Origin of the sequence: uncultured Lacinutrix sp., from assembly GCF_947500325.1 — a bacterium.
Lineage (GTDB): Bacteria > Bacteroidota > Bacteroidia > Flavobacteriales > Flavobacteriaceae > Lacinutrix.
Map to the genome: position 1 here is coordinate 68,927 of NZ_CANMRQ010000014.1, position 21,358 is coordinate 90,284.

18 protein-coding genes are annotated in these 21,358 nt (G+C 31.8%); 9 read left to right on the forward strand and 9 right to left on the reverse strand.

Annotation, left to right across the window (positions count from 1 at the left end; translation table 11 throughout):
* Positions 1 to 87: 87 nt before the first annotated feature.
* The gene (locus Q0997_RS14985) at positions 88 to 1,041 is read left to right on the forward strand and encodes a tetratricopeptide repeat protein (protein WP_299890228.1); all 954 of its coding nucleotides are present in this window, start codon (positions 88 to 90) and stop codon (positions 1,039 to 1,041) included.
* Positions 1,042 to 1,145: 104 nt separating this feature from the next.
* A complete protein-coding gene (gene murC / locus Q0997_RS14990) occupies positions 1,146 to 2,501 on the forward strand; it encodes a Mur ligase family protein (RefSeq protein ID WP_299890230.1) in 1,356 nt (451 codons plus the stop codon).
* 131 nt (positions 2,502 to 2,632) lie between these two features.
* On the opposite strand, the gene Q0997_RS14995 is transcribed toward murC, so the two are convergent.
* Positions 2,633 to 3,307: a hypothetical protein gene (locus Q0997_RS14995; protein ID WP_299890231.1), complete on the reverse strand. Its 675-nt coding sequence runs from the start codon at positions 3,305 to 3,307 to the stop codon at positions 2,633 to 2,635.
* 220 nt (positions 3,308 to 3,527) lie between these two features.
* On the opposite strand from Q0997_RS14995, the gene Q0997_RS15000 reads away from it, so the two are divergent.
* Together Q0997_RS15000 and Q0997_RS15005 are read left to right on the forward strand one after the other, a co-directional pair.
* Positions 3,528 to 4,940: a hypothetical protein gene (locus Q0997_RS15000; RefSeq protein ID WP_299890233.1), complete on the forward strand. Its 1,413-nt coding sequence runs from the start codon at positions 3,528 to 3,530 to the stop codon at positions 4,938 to 4,940.
* Positions 4,941 to 5,050: 110 nt separating this feature from the next.
* Entirely contained in the window at positions 5,051 to 5,692 is a 642-nt protein-coding gene (locus Q0997_RS15005) for a hypothetical protein (RefSeq protein ID WP_299890235.1), read from the forward strand.
* Here the strand turns inward: Q0997_RS15005 and Q0997_RS15010 are convergent, their stop codons facing one another.
* Genes Q0997_RS15010 through Q0997_RS15035 form a run of 6 tightly spaced genes read right to left on the reverse strand, consistent with a single transcriptional unit; the run spans position 5,693 to position 11,977 of the window.
* On the reverse strand, positions 5,693 to 6,436 hold the full coding sequence (locus Q0997_RS15010) for an alpha/beta fold hydrolase (RefSeq protein WP_299890237.1): 744 nt from the start codon (positions 6,434 to 6,436) through the stop codon (positions 5,693 to 5,695).
* 12 nt (positions 6,437 to 6,448) lie between these two features.
* Entirely contained in the window at positions 6,449 to 7,723 is a 1,275-nt protein-coding gene (rodA, locus tag Q0997_RS15015) for a rod shape-determining protein RodA (RefSeq protein WP_299890239.1), read from the reverse strand.
* Positions 7,710 to 9,614 carry a penicillin-binding protein 2 gene (gene mrdA, locus Q0997_RS15020; RefSeq protein WP_299890241.1) on the reverse strand — a complete coding sequence of 635 codons (1,905 nt, stop codon included), beginning with the start codon at positions 9,612 to 9,614 and terminating at the stop codon, positions 7,710 to 7,712. The genes rodA and mrdA overlap by 14 nt, the downstream gene beginning before the upstream one ends.
* Positions 9,611 to 10,120 carry a rod shape-determining protein MreD gene (gene mreD, locus Q0997_RS15025; RefSeq protein WP_299890243.1) on the reverse strand — a complete coding sequence of 170 codons (510 nt, stop codon included), beginning with the start codon at positions 10,118 to 10,120 and terminating at the stop codon, positions 9,611 to 9,613. Before mreD ends, mrdA begins: the two co-directional genes overlap by 4 nt.
* Complete coding sequence (gene mreC, locus Q0997_RS15030; protein ID WP_299890245.1) at positions 10,113 to 10,934, reverse strand: rod shape-determining protein MreC; 822 nt, start codon at positions 10,932 to 10,934, stop codon at positions 10,113 to 10,115. Before mreC ends, mreD begins: the two co-directional genes overlap by 8 nt.
* Positions 10,935 to 10,948: 14 nt before the next feature.
* A complete protein-coding gene (locus Q0997_RS15035; RefSeq protein ID WP_299890247.1) occupies positions 10,949 to 11,977 on the reverse strand; it encodes a rod shape-determining protein in 1,029 nt (342 codons plus the stop codon).
* A 295-nt stretch (positions 11,978 to 12,272) separates the two neighbouring features.
* Here Q0997_RS15035 and Q0997_RS15040 point away from each other — a divergent pair, with 295 nt between their 5' ends.
* Positions 12,273 to 17,108 carry a T9SS type A sorting domain-containing protein gene (locus tag Q0997_RS15040; RefSeq protein WP_299890249.1) on the forward strand — a complete coding sequence of 1,612 codons (4,836 nt, stop codon included), beginning with the start codon at positions 12,273 to 12,275 and terminating at the stop codon, positions 17,106 to 17,108.
* Positions 17,109 to 17,230: 122 nt separating this feature from the next.
* Here Q0997_RS15040 and purH read toward each other — a convergent pair whose 3' ends face one another.
* On the reverse strand, positions 17,231 to 18,763 hold the full coding sequence (gene purH, locus Q0997_RS15045; RefSeq protein WP_299890250.1) for a bifunctional phosphoribosylaminoimidazolecarboxamide formyltransferase/IMP cyclohydrolase: 1,533 nt from the start codon (positions 18,761 to 18,763) through the stop codon (positions 17,231 to 17,233).
* A gap of 175 nt (positions 18,764 to 18,938) precedes the next feature.
* Between purH and Q0997_RS15050 the strand changes: the two genes are divergently transcribed.
* On the forward strand, positions 18,939 to 19,349 hold the full coding sequence (locus tag Q0997_RS15050) for a hypothetical protein (RefSeq protein ID WP_299890252.1): 411 nt from the start codon (positions 18,939 to 18,941) through the stop codon (positions 19,347 to 19,349).
* A gap of 4 nt (positions 19,350 to 19,353) precedes the next feature.
* Here the strand turns inward: Q0997_RS15050 and Q0997_RS15055 are convergent, their stop codons facing one another.
* Entirely contained in the window at positions 19,354 to 19,809 is a 456-nt protein-coding gene (locus Q0997_RS15055) for a GAF domain-containing protein (RefSeq protein ID WP_299890253.1), read from the reverse strand.
* A gap of 78 nt (positions 19,810 to 19,887) precedes the next feature.
* Between Q0997_RS15055 and xrtF the strand changes: the two genes are divergently transcribed.
* Genes xrtF through Q0997_RS15070 form a run of 3 tightly spaced genes read left to right on the forward strand, consistent with a single transcriptional unit; the run spans position 19,888 to position 21,333 of the window.
* Positions 19,888 to 20,445, forward strand: a complete 558-nt coding sequence (gene xrtF, locus Q0997_RS15060) for an exosortase family protein XrtF (protein WP_299890255.1) — start codon at positions 19,888 to 19,890, stop codon at positions 20,443 to 20,445.
* Positions 20,432 to 20,863 (forward strand): exosortase F system-associated protein, encoded by a 432-nt coding sequence (locus tag Q0997_RS15065; protein ID WP_299890257.1) that lies wholly within the window; start codon positions 20,432 to 20,434, stop codon positions 20,861 to 20,863. Before xrtF ends, Q0997_RS15065 begins: the two co-directional genes overlap by 14 nt.
* Before the next feature lie 56 nt (positions 20,864 to 20,919).
* Complete coding sequence (locus tag Q0997_RS15070; RefSeq protein WP_299890259.1) at positions 20,920 to 21,333, forward strand: hypothetical protein; 414 nt, start codon at positions 20,920 to 20,922, stop codon at positions 21,331 to 21,333.
* The last annotated feature ends 25 nt before the right edge of the window (positions 21,334 to 21,358 follow it).

Below are 21,358 nucleotides of genomic sequence, written 5' to 3' on the forward strand. Positions count from 1 at the left end.
CTTCACTAAAAGTAAAGCTTTTATTTTCAACTTAAAATCAAAAACAATACCAATAGATTATTATTTTAGCATTAACATCAATTTATTATGAGATTAGCAGTTTTTTTATTTTTATTTCCGTTGCTTATTTGGGGGCAAAATATCCCTGATCAAGCAAGGCAATTAATAGCAGGAAAGCAGTTTAATAAAGCTGAAAAAATATTGAAACCCTTTGTAGATTCTAATGCAGAAAATTTAGTGGCTTTAGAGTTATTAGGTGATGCTTTTGGGCATCAAAAAAAATGGGATAATGCCATTATTTACTATAAGAAGTTAGTTGATATGCAACCAAATACGGCTAATTTTCATTATAAATATGGTGGCGCTTTGGGTATGAAAGCACTATCGATAAATAAGTTTAAAGCGTTAGGTATAATTGGAGATGTAAAAGACTCTTTTTTAAAAGCTGCAGAGCTTGACCCTAATCATATAGACACACGCTGGGCTTTGGTGGAATTATACATGCAATTACCAGGCATTATTGGTGGAAGTAAAAAGAAAAGTTTTAAATATGCAAATGAACTTCAAAAGCTGTCTACTGTAGATGGTTATTTAGCAAAAGGTTACATTTATGAATATGATGATGAACCAGAATTAGCCGAAAAATTCTACAAACTAGCAATAAAAGAAGGTGGTTCTATTACTTGTTATAATAAGTTGACAAAGTTTTATGAAAAAGAAGGTAAATCTCATGAAGCGATTGCTAATCTTGAGGCTGCAAGTAAAAAACATAAACGTAATGCTATGCATTATCAAATAGGTAAAGTCTGTGCAGATTATAATGTGCAACTAGAAAAAGGATTAACCTGTTTAAAAAGTTATATAGAAAACCACAGCGCAAAAGACGGTGTACCTAAACCATGGGCTTATTATCGCTTGGCACAAATTTATAAGCATCAAAAAAATAAGAAAGAAGCTATAAAATGGATTGATAAAGCCATTACTGGATTACCTAAAATTAAGGTGTTTAAAGAAGAAAAGGAAAGGATTAATAATCTTTAATTTTACATAGGTCTATCTAAATAAACTACCCTTGCATAGATTTTTTTGCGACTTTATAGAATTCATATTTCTATTCTTATATTTACACCTCATTAAATATTTCTATGAACGTACATTTTATAGCTATTGGAGGTAGTGCAATGCATAATCTCGCTTTAGCATTACATAATAAAGGATATAAAGTTACAGGAAGTGACGATACTATTTTCGAGCCATCAAAATCACGATTAGAAGCTAAAGGTTTGTTACCAGAAACATTTGGATGGTTTCCTGAGAAAATAACATCAAATTTAGATGCTATTGTTTTAGGTATGCATGCTAAAGAAGATAATCCAGAATTACTAAAAGCTCAAGCATTAAGCTTAAAAATATATAGTTACCCTGAGTTTTTATACGAGCAATCTAAGCATAAAACGAGAGTTGTTATAGGTGGAAGTCATGGTAAAACAACTATTACTTCTATGATTTTGCATGTTATGCATTATCATGATCGCGATGTGGATTATATGGTTGGTGCGCAATTAGAAGGTTTTGATGTGATGGTGAAACTAACCGAGGATAATGATTTTATTGTTTTAGAAGGTGACGAATATTTAAGCTCACCAATAGACAGACGACCAAAGTTTCATTTATATAAGCCTAATATTGCTTTATTAAGTGGTATCGCTTGGGACCATATTAATGTATTTCCAACCTACGAGAATTACGTTGAGCAGTTTAGCATTTTTGTAGATAGTATTGTCAATGGCGGAAGCATTAATTATAATGAAGAAGACACTGAGGTAAAAAGAGTAGTAGAAGCTAGTGAAAACACAATACGTAAATTACCATATAAAACACCAGAATATACTGTTGAAAACGGACAAACATTATTAGAAACTCCAGAAGGCGAATTGCCAATAGAAGTGTTTGGTAAGCATAACCTAAACAACTTAGCAGGAGCAAAATGGATTTGCCAACACATGGGCATTGATGAAGACGATTTTTATGAAGCGATTTCTACTTTTAAAGGCGCGAGTAAACGTCTTGAGAAGATTGCAGAAAGTAGCAAAAGTGTTGCTTACAAAGATTTTGCACACTCGCCAAGTAAGGTTGAAGCCACTACAAAAGCGGTAAAAGAACAATACGAAAACAGAACATTAATGGCGTGTTTAGAATTACATACATATAGTAGTTTAAATGCTGAGTTTTTAAAAGAATACAAAGGCGCTTTAGATGCTGCAGATGTAGCTGTAGTTTTTTATTCGCCTCATGCTGTAGAAATTAAAAAACTAGAAGAAGTAACACACGAACAAATAGCGACCGCTTTTGAGCGTGACGATTTAATTATTTATACGAATCCTGAAGCATTTAAAACATTTTTATTCTCTCAGGATTTTGATGACAAAGCCTTACTATTAATGAGTTCTGGTAATTATGGTGGTTTAGATTTTGACGCTATTAAGGGATTGATTGGGTAATATTATGGGGGGATTTCGTTCAACGGTTTGTGTAATTGCAAAAGGAAACCGAACCTTAGGAAAATCCGAAGGATTTTCCTAGTAACACTAAACCGAGTAATTAATTATAAACGGTGTTAAGTGTAGTTTTTTTACCAGAATTTCCAAAATGGCTTTTTCTTTTCTACTTTTTTAGTTGGCGTATGATACTTTTCAATTATAGAAAAAACTCTACTGTAATTGTAGTCAGTATTATCATAAGCTTTTTTCCAAACAATGCTCTTTATTTCAATTCTCGTATCTAATGAGCCATTCCATTCTGTTTTAAATCCGTTTTCTTTTAATAATTCAATAATTCTGTTGGCAATTTCAAATGCGATTCCGTCATTCTGTTCATTGCTGTCATAACCGATAAATAACATTCCATTATCTTCTATTGCTCTTTCCAAATCTTGAGAATGGTAGTAGCAATACCCTTTTGCTTTTATTCCAATAGCTTCCAGTTCCTCTATTATTTCTCTGCAATCTTCTTCACTATCTTGTCTTGTGTGTCCAGCTTTATGCAAACTCACAATTTTTTCTTTATTCAGTTGGTCAAAAACTTTTACAAGTCTTTCGAAATCGGTAGGTTTTTTCCAATTTTCGCTACTTTTTAGATGAGAAGAAAATCGTTTTTCAATTTCTGTCTTAAACCAATCATTGTCAAAATCATCTTCATTATAAAATAGCTCGCTTATACTTTCAAAAAGGTCGTCTTTACTTTCAAATCCGAAAAGAATATCCCTTTCCAAATGCTCAATAGCTTCTGTTTTTACTTTTTGTTTCACAAAAGTTCTTTTTAATTACACGAAATGTTCCGTAGATAAAAAACGTTTCAATGTTTTTATCAGGCGTTGAACGAAGTTCGTCTATTTTTTTAAGAAAGTCAAGCTTGTACAATAAACCGCATTTATTCTAGTAGATTCGTTACTTGACTTTCTATTTAATAAAAATGATTCTGTAACGAAATACTTAATCTTAATACTCATTTAGTATAACTAATCATTTATGAAAATCAGCCATCAATTTTATGATTCAACCCTAAGCTTTGAAAATTTTTCAATACGGCGTATCATAATTTCTGTCATAATTGGTTTACTATCAGCATTCGCAATATATTCAGTCTTTTATATTTTTAGAGAATCTTTTAGGTTAATGTCTTTCATGGGTAAAATGGTTCCAAACATTTTCACAGAGAAAGGACGATGGATTTCAAATCTGTTTTTTGCTTATTTGTCTCTAATATTTGGGAATTCTATAGCTATAAGTCTTTTATTTAGTAGTCCACAAAAAGTCTTCTCACGCAGAAACATTAAGAGGAGAAAAATATTAAATGAACAAGCGCTGCTAAATCTTAATTTCGTGTATTGGTTTGGGCAAATTGGATTAACTTTTGGAATTATGACAATAAGTATTATGGATTTTCAGTTTTTCCCAGAATATTATATCCCTTTTGTATTGTTGATTTTAGTAATGTATCTAGAAACATTTAAAACACTGCTTCAGGTTATTAAGAGAAAGAAACATTTGTATCTATTTTTTCATTTTTTAATTCTTTCTTTTGTTGCTTTTGGTTTCTCTATGATAGATATAGTAGATTATAAAAAACTTGATGAAAACATTTTAAGTAATAACCCTGTGATAAATTTACCTAAATCTTTCTACCACGAAAATGATGAAATGTATAAAAGAAATCAAAAAGTACATTTTAGGCTAACTACAGATGAAAATGATGAATTAGTTATTTTTTATGAAGGTTATAAAAAAGTTGGATTAGAAGAAATTCACTCTTTAATATTAACAGAACAATTAAATTATCCTGATTATTATAAATACAGAATGTTGGTAAATATAGCTGCAAATGATAATTTGAAACTAAAACACATTAAAATATTTGAAGCTGAAATTTATTCCATTGGAAAAAGAAAAGTGAGATACGATGTCTTAAATGAGGATGTTAGAACATACCGTTTTACATCTTATGGTTTTAATAAACATCTTAATTCATCGATTTTAGAACATAAAGTTGATTATGGGATTCCACCATTACCACCACTACCAATACCAGAGTATTTAGAAGGACTAACATTTAAAGATACTATTAGTATAATTATTGATAATGAAATTAAATTTAATAATCATTATGTTAAAGAAAATAACTTAGTAAAGTTATTTGAAAAAGAGATTGATAGTAGTACATTGTTTTTATACGAGATTAATATTGAAACTTCATATCAAAACTATATAACATTAATTTCTGCACATAATAGAGCTGTTTATAATTTAAGACAGAAGAACACAATACTAGATTTTGATTTTTTTAAACGTGATTATAGGCTTACTGAAGAAGAAAAACAAGAGTTAAATAGATTAAAAGAACAATTTCCTATATATCAACAAGAAATTTATTTAAACAAATAAATTCTCTAATAATAAATTTATTTTCTAATCGTTATAATCTAAACTAACCAATACCATTTTACCATAGCAACATAATTACGTTTTATTAATTCAATCAAATAACCACATTTATGAAACGTATTATTTTCTCATTATGCATTATTGCATTTGCTTTTTCTTGTTCTACAGACTCAACTACACAAACGCAACAACCACCAGAATCTAATTTTTATGCCTTAACAGTAGGTAATTCCTGGGTTTACAAAAACTACAGGTATAATCCTGATACAGAAGAATATGACGATACCGGCGTAGTAGATTCTATTAGTATTGTTGGAACAGAAGATCTTTTTGGAGTCACTTATTTTAAATTTAGAAGGTTAACTACAGGTAATGAGGAAGGCATTACATTTTGTAATGCTAATGGAGAGCATTTTGAGTACTTAAGAGAATACCAAGGTGCTTTAATTAGAGATGATGGTACAGTGAAGTACGTAAATAACGATTTTAGTGAGCGAGAGTTAGTTAATGCTGGTTGGGGAATTATTTATGAAGCATTACAAGAAGGAACGCAAAATGTAACTGTAGAATCTGGTGTCTTTGAATGCTTAGATGCACAGCGTTATGCAAGAGATTCAGATAATAATACATTGCCAGCTATAGATCACCACATGTATTCAGATGGAATAGGTTTGGTTTATGATACATCTTCTTTTGTGTCTTCTTCAACTCATAGTATAGAAAGACGACTAGATTCTTATAATGTACAATAGCTAAAGTGTGTCTTTAAACCAGTTTAATATTGCTTTTTGTAATTTTAGATTATCTCTTAGTATAAAAGAACCATGTTTGTTACCAGAAGCAATTTTAATTTTTTTAGACTCTTTAGTTTTAGAAAATAACTCTTTGGCCCATATAGCTCTTTTGCCATCTTGCTCTTCTTTTGAAGCAATATGAAAAGCATTTTTTAAAACTAAATCATTTTTAGAGCCGCTTAAATTTTGAGCGGCTTCTGTTTTTGAAGAAATAGAAACTACAGATTGTATATTATAGTCTTTTGAAGCCGAAGCAACACAGGCTAAATTAGCTCCAATTGAAGCGCCAATAATACCTATACGATTCTTGTCGATTCCTTTTTGGTTTTCAAGGAATTTAATAGCAGCTAAAAGGTCTAAAGGTGCACGGTTTGGGTTTTTGAATAAATTATAAATACCGCCTTTGTCTTTTTCAGAAGCGCCATGAATTCTAATATCATAAGCTAAAAGCGCATAACCTTTAGTTAATAATTTATTCCATAATTCTAATTGTTTCCATTCATTCCTGTCCGATCCGCCTTGATGTATAAGTATTATAGCAGGAATACTTTTTTTATTAGTTTTTGGTATTTCAAGAGTACCTTTAATGCTAATGCTATCTTTTGTAATAAAAGTTACTTCTTGTGATTTTGCTTTGGTTTGAGAGAAAGTATTAGATGTAAATAAAATTACTGTTAGTATAATGTAGAATGCATTTTTCATTGTTTTAGACTATTACCATTCGTTAATTCTGTTAGAATCTAATTTAATAAATATAAAAAGTAGTATAGTAAAGCCCCATAATCCAGAGCCACCATAACTAAAAAAGGGTAAAGGAATACCTATTGTTGGTACTAATCCCATAACCATGCCAATATTAATCATAAAGTGAATAAAAAATATTGCAGCTACAGAATAACCATAAACACGACTAAACTGTGATTTTTGTAATTCTGCAAGATGTAATAATCTAAGAATTAGAATAACAAAAACTAATACTACTGCAAAACTTCCTATAAATCCCCATTCTTCACCAACTGTACTAAAAATATAATCGGTATCCTGTTCAGGAACAAACTTTCCTGTTGTACGTGTGCCCTCTAAAAATCCCTTTCCTTTAAAGCCACCTGAACTAATAGCTTTTTCAGATTCATTAAGGTTATAGGCAAATGTTTTTTTCATTTTTTCTAGCTTTGCAGGGTCTTTTTCAAGGCGTAACCATAAACTTATACGATCTTGTTGATGCGGTTTTAGTATACTATTATAAAAAAACTTTACACTAAAAGTAAGACAAACGCATAGTAAAAGTAAACCTATAGGTTGAATGAGTTTCATTTTCTTTCTTCTCAAGAAATAAAAACCAAATAACAAAACACTAGAAACTAAAACTGTTGGTAAAACTCCAAATTTTAATGCAGAGACCGAAACAATAACTATAAATAGTATTATCCATAAATAATATTTAGGTAAGCCTTCTCGATATAAGACAAAGAAAAAAGTGCCATAAACCAGCATGCTTCCAGTATCATTTTGTAATAAAATTAAAATAGCAGGAATAGCTATAATAATTATAGTTTTTATTTGATCTTCAAACTTCTTTATGTCTGTATTTAAGTCACTAATGTACTTTGCTACGGCTAATGCAGTTGCGGCTTTAACAAATTCACTAGGCTGTAAAGTCATTGGGCCTATAGCATACCAGGAAGTCGCACCATTTATTGTTTTACCAAAAATAAGCACACCAACTAATAGTACTAATCCAAAGATGTAAATAATACTGGAAAAGCGTTCATAGAATTTAGCATCAATAGCTAGAATTAATAAGATTAAAATGCAAGTCAACCCAATAAAAACAAGCTGTTTGCCATAAGAATTTGTGAAGTTAAAATACTCTATTACTTCTCCAGATTGAGATGCAGATAAAATATTTAACCATCCAAAGCTTACTAAAAGAAAGAAAAGGAAAATAGTAATCCAATCGAACTTGTAATACCTATCAGTTTGTCTCATAATCAGCTGGCATTGGGATTACTTGTAATTTCGTTTCTCTATTAATTTTAAAAGGCTCACCAGAATAGGGTTTAGCATATTCGTCTTCTAAACTATGTGTTAATAGCCAACGTTCTAAATCCTTACGTGTTATTGTATTATTTACATATTTTTCTATCATTAAACTGGCGATTTTTCCTGCAAATCTATTTCCAAAATATCCATTTTCAACAAAAACGGCTAAAGCAATTTTGGGATTGTCTTTTGGAGCAAAAGCAACAAAAATAGAATGATCTGTTAACTGTGTTTTTACACTATCTATTATAACAAAATTTTCAACAGTTCCAGTTTTTCCACATATTTCAAGATCTTTTACTCGTAAATACTTGGCGGTCCCTTTTTCGTAAACCTGATGCATACCCTCAATTACAGGTTCAAAATGTTTTTTGTCTATAGTGGTATATTTAGGTGTTGTAAATTTACTTGGCAACGTTTCGCCTTCAATAGATTTTATAATATGTGGTGTATAATAATAGCCACGATTTGCTATTGCTGCAGTCATATTTGCTAATTGAATAGGCGTTGTAACTACTTCTCCTTGTCCAATAGCATTAGAAATAGTGTATGTAGAATAAAATCGTTCAGGATATGCTCTTTTGTAGTAGGCTTTATCTGGAATTCTTCCTTTTTCTCCTACTGCTAAATCGTTATTTAAAAAGTTACCTAAACCAAAACTTTTAGCATGATTACTCCATAATTCTACACCTTCTCTAGCGTTTCCAGGTTTATCTAAAATGCGTTTGTAAGTTGTAGCGAAATAAGCGTTGCAAGATTCTTGTATTCCAAGAACTACATCATTACGCTTTCCATAGCTGCAGTGGCATTTCATAAAACGATTCCCATATTTATAACCTGTGTAGCAGGTTACTTTTTCATCAGGAGAAATAATACCTTCTTGTAAACCAATTAAAGCATTCATGAGTTTAAATGGAGAGCCAGGAGCGTAAAGACCTTTTAGACTTCTATTGAAAAGAGGTCTAGAAATTGTATCATTATATAGTTTTGTGAAGTTTTTAGAGCGTATTCTTCCAACCAAAAGATTAGGGTCGTATGTAGGAGCAGCTATCATTGCTAAAATTTCTCCAGAACTTGGTTCAATAGCAATAACTCCGCCGCGTTTGTTTTGCATTAACCATTCTCCATAAGCTTGTAAATCGTAGTCTATTGTGATCTTAATATCTTTTCCTGATTTTGGTAATGTGTCTAAGTCACCGTTTTTGTATGGTCCAATATTACGATTGAAACGATCTTTTTGAATGAATTTTATACCTTTTCTACCTCTTAAAGTTTTCTCATAAGACTTTTCTACACCTTGTAAACCAATTAAATCTCCTTTTTTATAATAAGCATCTTTGTTAATTATAGAATTATTTACTTCTCCTATGTCCCCTAAAACATTAGCGCCAATTGTAGTTTCGTATTGTCTTAATGAACGTTTCTGGATGTAAAATCCATCATACTTTCGCATTTTTTCTTGAAGAATGGCATAATCTTCTTTAGATAAATTTGAAACAAAAACAGAAGGTAATCGCCAGGAGTAATTTTTAGCCTTTTCTAACTGTTTAGTAAAACTTGTCTTGTTAATTTTTAAAAGAGAACAAAACTCTAAAGTGTCTAAAGGTTCAACTTCACGTGGAATAACCATAACATCATAAGATGGTTGATTTGATACTAAAAGTTTACCATTTCTATCGTATACAAAGCCACGTTTAGGGTAGTCGTATACTTTTCTTATAGCATTGTCTTCATAAATGCTATCAGAGTTTGAAGTGTAGATTTGCAAATAGAAAAGCCTCGCTGTAAAAACGATACCTACAACAATCACGCAAAGGAAGAGTAAAAATTGTCTCATTTTTTTTCGTTTCTGCTAAAAATAATAGTGACTAAAACACATAAAATAATTGTAAATATACTAGAGAATAACGTGTTTTTGAGTACTAAAATTATTTTTGAAAAGTTAAATATTTCAAGCGAAAACAAAATAAAATGATGAATAACTGTTAGTATAGTAATGTATGTAATACGTTGTCCGAAATCTATGGAACTAAATTTTACAGCTTGATGTTCATAAACAGCACCAAAGCTAAACTTTAAAGCAGCAGGTCTTATAAAAGCTATAGTTACAGAAGCTGCAGCATGAATACCACCCGAATCTAAAAACATATCTATAAGTAAGCCTAATAAGAAACTTAGTAATATAAAAATTAGTCTGTTGTTTTTAATTGGAAACAATATGATAAAGAGAATATATAAATACGGATTAATATACCCCATGAAGTTAATGTGACTTAGTATTAGTACTTGTACCAATAACAGAACAATAAAACGTATAGTATGTATTGAAAAAATACTAGTCATTTATAGAATTTATTAAGTTTTCTATTATTTGCTTGTCTTTGTTTTCTATAATATATACATGCTCAATATTTGTCATATCATTGAAAAGGGTTACATTAATTTCATAATAGTTTTCAGCATTATCCAATTTAAAATTTGAAACGGTTCCAATTGGAACACCTTTAGGAAAAATAGCCGAGCGCCCAGAAGTTATTATTGTATCTCCTTTCGCTATAGGAGCAATTTTTGGGATTTCAGTAAGTTGTATTTCTCTTGGAGAAATAGCATTCCAACTTAAAGATCCAAAATGATTTGTTTTTTTTAGTTGCGCACTTATACGACTGGTAGTATTTAAGATGGATAAAACTGTTGAATAGTTTTTTCCAGTGTCTTCAATTATTCCTAATATGCCTTTTGATGTTATGACACCAAAATCTTGAGTAATACTATCTTTTTTTCCACGATTAACAAGTAACACGTTATTTGTAGACGAATAACTGTTTTTAATAACTAACCCTGGAGTGAATTTGTAATTCTTCCCAAATTGTAAACTATCTATAAATGCAGACTTTAAATTGTTTTCAGAATTATATAGAATATTTTTTAGTTTATTATTCTCCTCTTGTAATAGCGTATTTTGTTTTTTTAAATTAAAATACTCGCTAATTGAATTTGAAGTATTGTAAATGCCTCCGCTTAAAAAATTTGCAGAATTTATAAATCGACTTCTATGATAATTATGCGACTGGATAGTCAGCATTAATGATATAAAAAGCAAAAAGGCAAATAGTAGAAACGTTTTGTTTCGTAGAATAAAATTTACTATTTGTTGCATTTATTAGAGCTAAATTATTTTATCAATACACTTTTATATTTTGGAATGTTTTTAAGTGTTATTCCAGTACCTCTTACTACGGCACGTAGAGGATCTTCTGCAATATATACGGGTAAATCTGTTTTTTGAGATAAACGTTTATCTAAGCCTCTTAACATAGAGCCTCCGCCCGCTAAATAAATCCCAGTATTATATATATCCGCAGCTAATTCAGGTGGTGTTTGAGATAAAGTTTCCATTACTGCATCTTCAATTCTAAGAATAGATTTATCTAATGCTTTAGCAATTTCTCTATACGAAATTTGTACTTGCTTAGGTTTTCCAGTTAATAGGTCACGTCCTTGAACACTCATATCTTCAGGAGGTAAATCTAAATCTTCAGTAGCAGCACCTATTTGAATTTTTATTTTTTCAGCAGTGCGTTCTCCAACATATAAATTATGTTGAGTTCTCATATAGTAAATAATATCATTTGTAAATACGTCACCAGCAATTTTAACAGATTTATCACAAACAATACCTCCTAAAGCTATCACAGCAATTTCTGTAGTACCACCTCCAATATCAACAATCATGTTTCCTTTTGGTTGCATAATGTCTACGCCAATACCAATAGCAGCAGCCATTGGTTCATGAATTAGGTAAACTTCTTTTCCATTTACACGTTCAGCACTTTCTTTTACAGCTCGCATTTCTACTTCTGTAATACCAGATGGAATACAAATAACCATTCGCAAAGCAGGAGTAAATAATTTCTTCTTTAATGCTGGAATATTTTTAATAAACATACTAATCATTTGCTCGGATGCATCAAAATCTGCAATTACACCATCTTTTAATGGTCGAATTGTTTTAATGTTTTCGTGTGTTTTTCCTTGCATCATGTTAGCTTCTTGACCAACTGCAATTATTTTTCCTGAAATACGATCTCTTGCAACAATTGAAGGAGCATCTACGACAACTTTGTCATTATGAATAATAAGTGTGTTAGCTGTTCCTAAATCGATTGCGATTTCTTCAGTTAGGAAGTCAAAAAATCCCATGCGTTAAGTGTAATTATAGTAGTTATTATATGAGTTGCTGTAAATGTAATAAAAGTAAATAATATATTGGGGTTAAAAGGAATGCATATTTAATTAAAATCAATACAAAATTTTATATACGTTTCTATGTGCGTTTTTAGACTTCTTAAGTTTGTAATATTTTTAGTTAAAACCTAACTAGACAAATAAAGTATAATAATAAATTTTATATAGTGTTAGCTAGCTAACAATTTTTCATATTCATTGTTTTTAATTTTGGTTATTAATTTAATAAAAAGAACTAAAAAAAGAAACGATGAAAAAAGAATTACTATTTAAAGATTTAAAAAGATGGTCTTTATTACTGCTTTGCTTCTTGATATCTATATTAGAAACAGAGGCAAGTAATGCCATTTTTGATTATAGTTTTGAGACTACTAATACTATCCAAGCCATTGGAGGACCTGAAGCAGGTAGTATTCAAATAGCAGGTACAACAGATACAGCAACAAGTATTTGTGTAGGAGAAGGTACAGACGATTTAATTGCAGTAGAATTTGTAGATCCAAATGTATTAAATGGAACTAACAGTACTTATGTAATTACCGATAATGCTACAGGTAACATCTTAGGCTTACCAGCCGCAGGACCATTTAATTTAGAAGGCGCACCAACAGGTGTTTGCGATATTTGGTACTTGCGTTACGAAAATGGCTTAACCGGCTTAGCTGTAGGCCAAAATGTATCAGGTTTAGTTGGTATTTATGATTTTTCTAATGCAATCTCAGTAACCCGTTCAGCAGTAAATGGTGGAGAGATTCAAATAGCAGGTACAACAGATACAGCGACAAGTATTTGTGTAGGAGAAGGCACAGATGATTTAATTGCTGTAGAATTTACAATGGCCTCAACAACAAGTGGTACTAACGGTACATATGTAATTACCGATAACGCTACAGGTAACATCTTAGGCTTACCAGCCGCAGGACCATTTAATTTAGAAGGCGCACCAACAGGTGTTTGTGATATATGGTACTTACGTTACGAAGATGGTTTAACTGGGTTAACAGTAGGCCAAAATATATCAAACTTAGTAGGTTGTTATGATTTTTCTAATGCAATCTCAGTAACACGTTCAGCAGTAAATGGCGGTGAGATTCAAATAGCAGGTACAACAGATACAACAACAAGCATTTGTGTAGGAGAAGGCACAGATGATTTAATTGCGGTAGAATTTACAATGGCCTCAACAACAAGTGGCACTAATGGTACTTATGTAATTACCGATAATGCCACAGGTAACATTTTAGGCTTACCAGCCGCAGGACCATTTAATTTAGAAGGCGCACCAACAGGTGTTTGTGATATTTGGTACTTACGTTACGAAGATGGTTTAACAGGATTAGCAGTAGGTCAAAATGTATCAAACCTAGTTGGTTGTTATGATTTTTCAAATGCAATTTCAGTAACCCGTTCAGCAGTAAATGGTGGTGAGATTCAAATAGCAGGTACAACAGATACAGTAACAAGCATTTGTGTAGGAGAAGGCACAGATGATTTAATTGCTGTAGAATTTACAATGGCCTCAACAACAAGTGGTACTAATGGTACTTATGTAATTACGGATAACGCTACAGGTAACATCTTAGGCTTACCAGCCGCAGGACCATTTAATTTAGAAGGCGCACCAACAGGTGTTTGTGATATTTGGTACTTACGTTACGAAGATGGTTTAACTGGGTTAACAGTAGGCCAAAATATATCAAACTTAGTAGGTTGTTATGATTTTTCTAATGCAATCTCAGTAACCCGTTCAGCAGTAAATGGTGGTGAGATTCAAATAGCGGGTACAACAGACACAGCAACAAGTATTTGTGTAGGAGAAGGTACAGATGATTTAATTGCTGTAGAATTTACAATGGCCTCAACAACAAGTGGTACTAATGGTACTTATGTAATTACCGATAATGCCACAGGTAACATTTTAGGCTTACCAGCCGCAGGACCATTTAATTTAGAAGGTGCACCAACTGGTGTTTGTGATATTTGGTACTTACGTTACGAAGATGGCTTAACAGGTTTAGCTGTAGGTCAAAATGTATCAAACTTAGTTGGTTGTTATGATTTTTCAAATGCAATTTCAGTAACCCGTTCAGCAGTAAATGCAGGAGGCATCGAGATAACAGGAACTGGCGAAACAGCAACAAGTATTTGTGTAGATGGAGTTGCAGATCCAATAGCAGTTACTATGACAGGAATGTCAAGTGGCAGTAATAGTGGTTGGCTAATAACAGATACAGCAACAGGACAAATCTTAGGTTTACCAGCCGCAGGACCATTTGATTTAGATGGAGCAGGTGCAGGCGAATGTAGTATTTGGTATATCGCATATGAAACAGGACTAACAGGTTTAACTGTAGGTCAAAATGTATCAGGCTTAATGGGTTGTTATGATTTATCGAATGAGATTGTGGTGACAAGAAATGCACCAGATGGTGGAGAGATTCAAATAGCAGGTACAACAGATACAGCAACAAGCATCTGTGTAGGAGAAGGTACAGATGATTTAATTGCGGTAGAATTTACAATGGCCTCAACAACAAGTGGTACTAACGGTACTTATGTAATTACGGATAACGCTACAGGTAACATCTTAGGCTTACCAGCCGCAGGACCATTTAATTTAGAAGGCGCACCAACAGGTGTTTGCGATATTTGGTACTTACGTTACGAAGATGGCTTAACAGGTTTAGCAGTAGGTCAAAATGTATCAAACCTAGTTGGTTGTTATGATTTTTCAAATGCAATTTCAGTAACCCGTTCAGCAGTAAATGGCGGTGAGATTCAAATAGCAGGTACAACAGATACAGCAACAAGTATTTGTGTAGGAGAAGGCACAGATGATTTAATTGCTGTAGAATTTACAATGGCCTCAACAACAAGTGGTACTAATGGTACTTATGTAATTACCGATAATGCCACAGGCAACATCTTAGGCTTACCAGCCGCAGGACCATTTAATTTAGAAGGCGCACCAACAGGTGTTTGTGATATTTGGTACTTACGTTACGAAGATGGTTTAACTGGGTTAACAGTAGGCCAAAATGTATCAAACCTAGTTGGTTGTTATGATTTTTCAAATGCAATTTCAGTAACCCGTTCAGCAGTAAATGGCGGTGAGATTCAAATAGCAGGTACAACAGATACAGCAACAAGTATTTGTGTAGGAGAAGGCACAGATGATTTAATTGCTGTAGAATTTACAATGGCCTCAACAACAAGTGGTACTAATGGTACTTATGTAATTACCGATAATGCCACAGGCAACATCTTAGGCTTACCAGCCGCAGGACCATTTAATTTAGAAGGCGCACCATCAGGTGTTTGCGATATTTGGTACTTACGTTACGAAGATGGTTTAACTGGGTTAACAGTAGGTCAAAATGTATCAAACTTAGTAGGTTGTTATGATTTTTCTAATGCAATTTCAGTAACCCGTTCAGCAGTAAATGGTGGTGAGATTCAAATAGCAGGTACAACAGATACAACGACAAGTATTTGTGTAGGAGAAGGCACAGATGATTTAATTGCTGTAGAATTTACAATGGCCTCAACAACAAGTGGCACTAATGGTACTTATGTAATTACAGATAACGCTACAGGTAACATCTTAGGCTTACCAGCCGCAGGACCATTTAATTTAGAAGGCGCACCAACAGGTGTTTGCGATATTTGGTATTTACGTTACGAAGATGGTTTAACAGGGTTAACAGTAGGCCAAAATGTATCAAACTTAGTAGGTTGTTATGATTTTTCGAATGCAATCTCAGTAACTCGTTCAGCAGTAAATGGCGGTGAGATTCAAATAGCAGGTACAACAGATACAACAACAAGCATTTGTGTAGGAGAAGGCACAGATGATTTAATTGCTGTAGAATTTACAATGGCCTCAACAACAAGTGGTACTAATGGTACTTATGTAATTACCGATAACGCTACAGGTAACATCTTAGGCTTACCAGCCGCAGGACCATTTAATTTAGAAGGCGCACCAACAGGTGTTTGTGATATTTGGTACTTACGTTACGAAGATGGCTTAACAGGTTTAGCAGTAGGTCAAAATGTATCAAACTTAGTAGGTTGTTATGATTTTTCGAATGCAATTTCAGTAACTCGTTCAGCAGTAAATGGCGGTGAGATTCAAATAGCAGGTACAACAGATACAGCAACAAGCATTTGTGTAGGAGAAGGCACAGATGATTTAATTGCTGTAGAATTTACAATGGCCTCAACAACAAGTGGTACTAATGGTACTTATGTAATTACCGATAACGCTACAGGTAACATCTTAGGCTTACCAGCCGCAGGACCATTTAATTTAGAAGGCGCACCAACAGGTGTTTGTGATATTTGGTACTTACGTTACGAAGATGGCTTAACAGGTTTAGCAGTAGGTCAAAATGTATCAAACTTAGTAGGTTGTTATGATTTTTCGAATGCAATTTCAGTAACTCGTTCAGCAGTAAATGGCGGTGAGATTCAAATAGCAGGTACAACAGATACAGCAACAAGTATTTGTGTAGGAGAAGGCATCGATGATTTAATTGCCGTAGAATTTACAGTAGCTTCTGTTACTAGTGGTACTAATGGTACTTATGTAATTACCGATAACGCTACAGGTAACATTTTAGGCTTACCAGCTGCAGGACCATTTAACTTAGAAGGCGCACCAGCAGGTGTTTGTGACATTTGGTACTTACGTTATGAAACTGGTTTAACAGGTTTAGCTATGGGGATGAATATATCTGGTCTATCTGGATGTTTTGATTTATCTAATGCAATTTCTGTTACGAGATTAACAGGAACAGATTGTGATGTTTTAAGTGTTGATGATTTCGCTGCAGATTTTAATTTCAGTGTATATCCAAATCCAACTAGTGATTCTGTTAATATTAAATATAATGGCAATAGAAACTTAACATTAGATGTTCAGATTATAGATATGTTAGGGAAACAAATTTCTAATATTACTTTATCTACCGAAAATAATATGACATTAGACTTAAGTAGATTGACTAATGGAACGTATTTCTTAAATATATTAGATAATAGTTCTGGTAACAGAATTGTTAAAAGAGTGATTAAAAACTAGGTTGTTTTTAATTGATTAGCGAAAAAAGGGTGTCATTATGATACCCTTTTTTATTGTGGTTTTAAGGGATAAAAAAAGCTTCAGTTTAACTGAAGCTTTTTTCTATTTATTAAATTAAATTTTTAGTGTTTAAAATGACGCGTGCCTGTAAATACCATAGCAACATCATTGTCATTACAATAATCTATACTTAATTGATCTTTTATAGAGCCGCCAGGTTGGATCACTGCAGATATACCTGCATTGTTTGCTATCTCTACACAATCAGGAAATGGAAAAAAAGCATCACTTGCCATAACGCTACCTTTTAAATCAAAATTAAAAGATTGTGCTTTATGTATAGCTTGATTTAACGCGTCTACACGACTGGTTTGTCCTGTTCCACTAGCGCATAACTGTTTCCCTTTCACTAAAACAATAGTATTAGATTTGGTGTGTTTACAAATTTTAGATGCAAAAATTAAATCATCTAACTCGGTATCTGTAGGTGCTTTATTAGTTGCTTTTGTAGTATTTTCCTTTTTATCTGTTAAGTTATTTCTGTCCTGTACTAGTACACCATTTAAACATGTTCTAACTGTTGTTTGAGCCAATTCAGCATCTTTTAAAACAAGTAATATCCTGTTTTTCTTTCCTTTTAAAACTGTTTCAGCTTCAGATGAAAAAGAAGGAGCGATAACAACTTCGCAAAATAACTTGTGAATTTCTTCAGCAGTAGCTAAATCAATTTCAGAATTTGAAATTAAAACACCTCCAAAAGCAGAGACAGGATCGCCAGCTAGAGCATCAGTGTAGGCTTGATGTATCGTATTTCTTTGCGCTAAACCACAGGCGTTATTATGTTTTAAAATAGCGAAAGTTGGAGCGTCATTTTTAAATTCATCCATTAAATTTACCGCAGCATCGACATCTAAAAGATTATTATAACTTAATTCTTTTCCATGAAGTTTTGTGAAAATTTCATCAAAATTCCCAAAGAAGAAACCTCGTTGATGTGGGTTTTCTCCATAGCGTAAAACTTTTCCGTTGGTTTCAGAAATTTTTAAAGTGGCAATATCATGATTTGCATTAAAGTAATTAAAGATAGCGGAGTCATAATGTGACGATACATTAAACGCTTTGGCTGCAAAGCGTTTTCTGTCATCTTCAGATAAATCACCTTTCTTGTCTGTTATTAATTCTAAAAACTCAGCGTAATCATCTACAGAAGATACACAAATAACATCAGCATAGTTTTTTGCTGCAGCTCTTATTAAAGAAATACCTCCAATATCAATTTTTTCTATAATATCTTGATTGCTAGCTTCAGAAGCAACTGTTTTTTCAAAAGGGTATAAATCGACAATTACTACATCAATTTGCGGGATATTAAATGCTTCCATTTCGGCTACATCACCATCATGATTTTGACGATTTAATATACCGCCAAAAACTTTTGGATGCAATGTTTTTACACGACCCCCAAGAATTGAAGGATAAGATGTGACGTCCTCAACAGGAACGACATTTATTCCTAAATCGTTTATAAATTTTTCTGTACCACCGGTAGAATATATAGTGACACCTTGTGCGTTTAATTCTTTAACAATTGGTTCTAAACCATCTTTGCTAAATACAGAAATTAATGCAGATTTAATTGTTTTGTTGTTGCTCATTACTAGTTGTGTTAATAAGCAAGCAAATGTAGTTATTTTGAAACTTTTTTGTTATATAAAAATAGTCGTTTTTTTAACTAAAAATAGATGTTGTTAACATTTTCATAATTAATAGACGCAACCTTATCCTTATAATTGTATCTATATAATATATAGGCTATTAAATATAAAAGTTATGAAAGTGAAATTGTTTATACTATTGATTTTTGTTATGGGTTGTCAAAACAACGATATAGATAGTAGTGAAAATCTGACTGACACAATTAATGGGACTTGGAATTTAAAAAATGTTTATGGAGGGCTTATGCCTATAGATATAGATTATAATATAGGCGAAGTTAAATGGACTTTTAATGATGCAAATGGAAATGTAATTGTAGAAAACAACATTATTACTACTGGGCCAGAAGATGTTTATTCTGGTTTAGATAGTGGAACGTATACCTATGAAATTCAAATTATTAATAATATTGAGGTGTTGTATGTTAATAATGCAGAAATGGGAGTCTTACAACTTCTAAATAATAATTTAGATATAGACAACGGTTTGGCTTCCGATGGTTATATTACTAGTTTTAAAAGGTGATTTCTTAAAGTATTTCTGAAACTTTAGAGCAAATAAATTCTAAGAAACGTTCGTCTGCTTCAGTAAATGGATCAGGAGTATTAGAATCTATATCAATTTGTCCAATATTTTCTCCATTTACAAAAATAGGAATTACAATTTCTGCTTTTACAGTAATGCTACATGCTATATAATTATCTTGAGCGGCAACATCTGGCACTACAAAGTTTTCATTGCTAACTGCTACTTGTCCGCAAATTCCTTTTCCAAAAGGAATAATAGTATGGTCTGTTGGTTCTCCAACATATGGACCAAGTTTTAATTCGTTTTTATCTCCATTTTTAAAATAGAAACCTACCCAGTTATAATATTTTATATTAGCTTCTAATATTTCGCAAGTTTCCATTAAACGCTCGTTAACGGTTTTTTTGTTATTAGAAAGTATAGCTTCAACTTGAGGTTTTAATGTTTCAAAAATCATGGTAATAAAAATTTTGGTAAAAGTATTTAAAAAGACGTAATTTCAACCTTTCTAAAGATTAAAATTTTCTAAAAATAATTGAAAGAACTCATAATAAAATATAAGTCTGTAATAAAATTTATCCTTACATTTTTGTTGGTATATACTGTGCTTTCTTTTACTTATAAACTATATTTAGATAATTCAAATGACTCTGAATATTATCCAGATTTTATAACACATGTTGTTGCTAAGCAAACCAATACTTTAGTAAATGTTTTTGGTTACGAATCTCAAGTAATTAAACATCCAGATGAACCTTCAATGAAAATGGTTGTACGAGGTAAATACTTAGCAAGAGTTATTGAAGGTTGTAATGCACTAAGTGTTATTATTTTATTTGTTTCGTTTATAATTGCTTTTAAAGGCGGATTGAAAAAAACGCTGCTTTTTATTTTGTTTGGGACCATTATTATTTATTTGTCAAATATTATAAGAATTGCACTATTATCCATTGGTTTGTATCATTATCCACAATACACAGATTTAATGCATTCTGTTGTTTTTCCTTCTATTATTTACGGATTGGTATTTGTACTTTGGATGCTTTGGGTAAATCGTTATTCTAACACAGGAAAGAATAATGGGACGTTATAAAAAAAATATATGGCTAGCTTTCCTTTTTGGATTACTAATTTTAATTAGGTTTTTTGAACATGAAATATTCTATGATCCTTATTTGAAGTTTTTTAATAAAGACTATCTCTATATAGATTCGCCGCGTTTTGAACTATTAAAATTAGTAGTGTCTACAAGTCTTAGATTTTTAATTAATACTGCTATTTCATTAGTAATATTGTTTGTGTTTTTTAAGGATATCAGTATTGTGAAATTTTCAGTTCTAATCTATACGATAAGCTATATAATCTTACTTGTTTTGTTTTTATACTTTGTTATAAACCCTAAGCAGGAAGATTATTATATGTTTTTTAATATTAGACGTTTTCTTATACAGCCAATTATGTTATTACTCTTATTGCCAGCTTTTTATTACCAAAGAAAAGGTGCCAAATAAACGTTAAAGAAGTTTTTGAAAGAGAATAGTATTTCTTTTTTTTGTAATTTTGTAATGTGAAAACAAAGGTATTACATAGCGTTTTTTCTGTAACAATGACTTTTTTAGTGTTGTTTTCAACATTATCTTTTACTGTTGAGTCGCATTATTGTGGCCCTACATTAATAGATGTGTCTATATTTACTGAAGTTGAGAAATGTACAATGGAAGCTTTTGAAAAAGAGCAAGAACGTATTACAAAAAAGAGTTGTTGTAAAGATGAAGTAGAAGTTGTCGAAGGCCAAAAGGAATTAAAACAAAATAATTTTGATGACTTAAACTTTAATCAGCAGTTAGTTTTTACCTCTTTTTTATACTCTTATATTAATCTATATGAGAGTTTGCCTAAACAAACTATACCACACAAAGATTATTCACCTCCAAACCTCATTATAGATATACAGGTTTTAGATGAAACTTTCTTGATTTGATTTATTATTTCTTTTTCATTTCCGC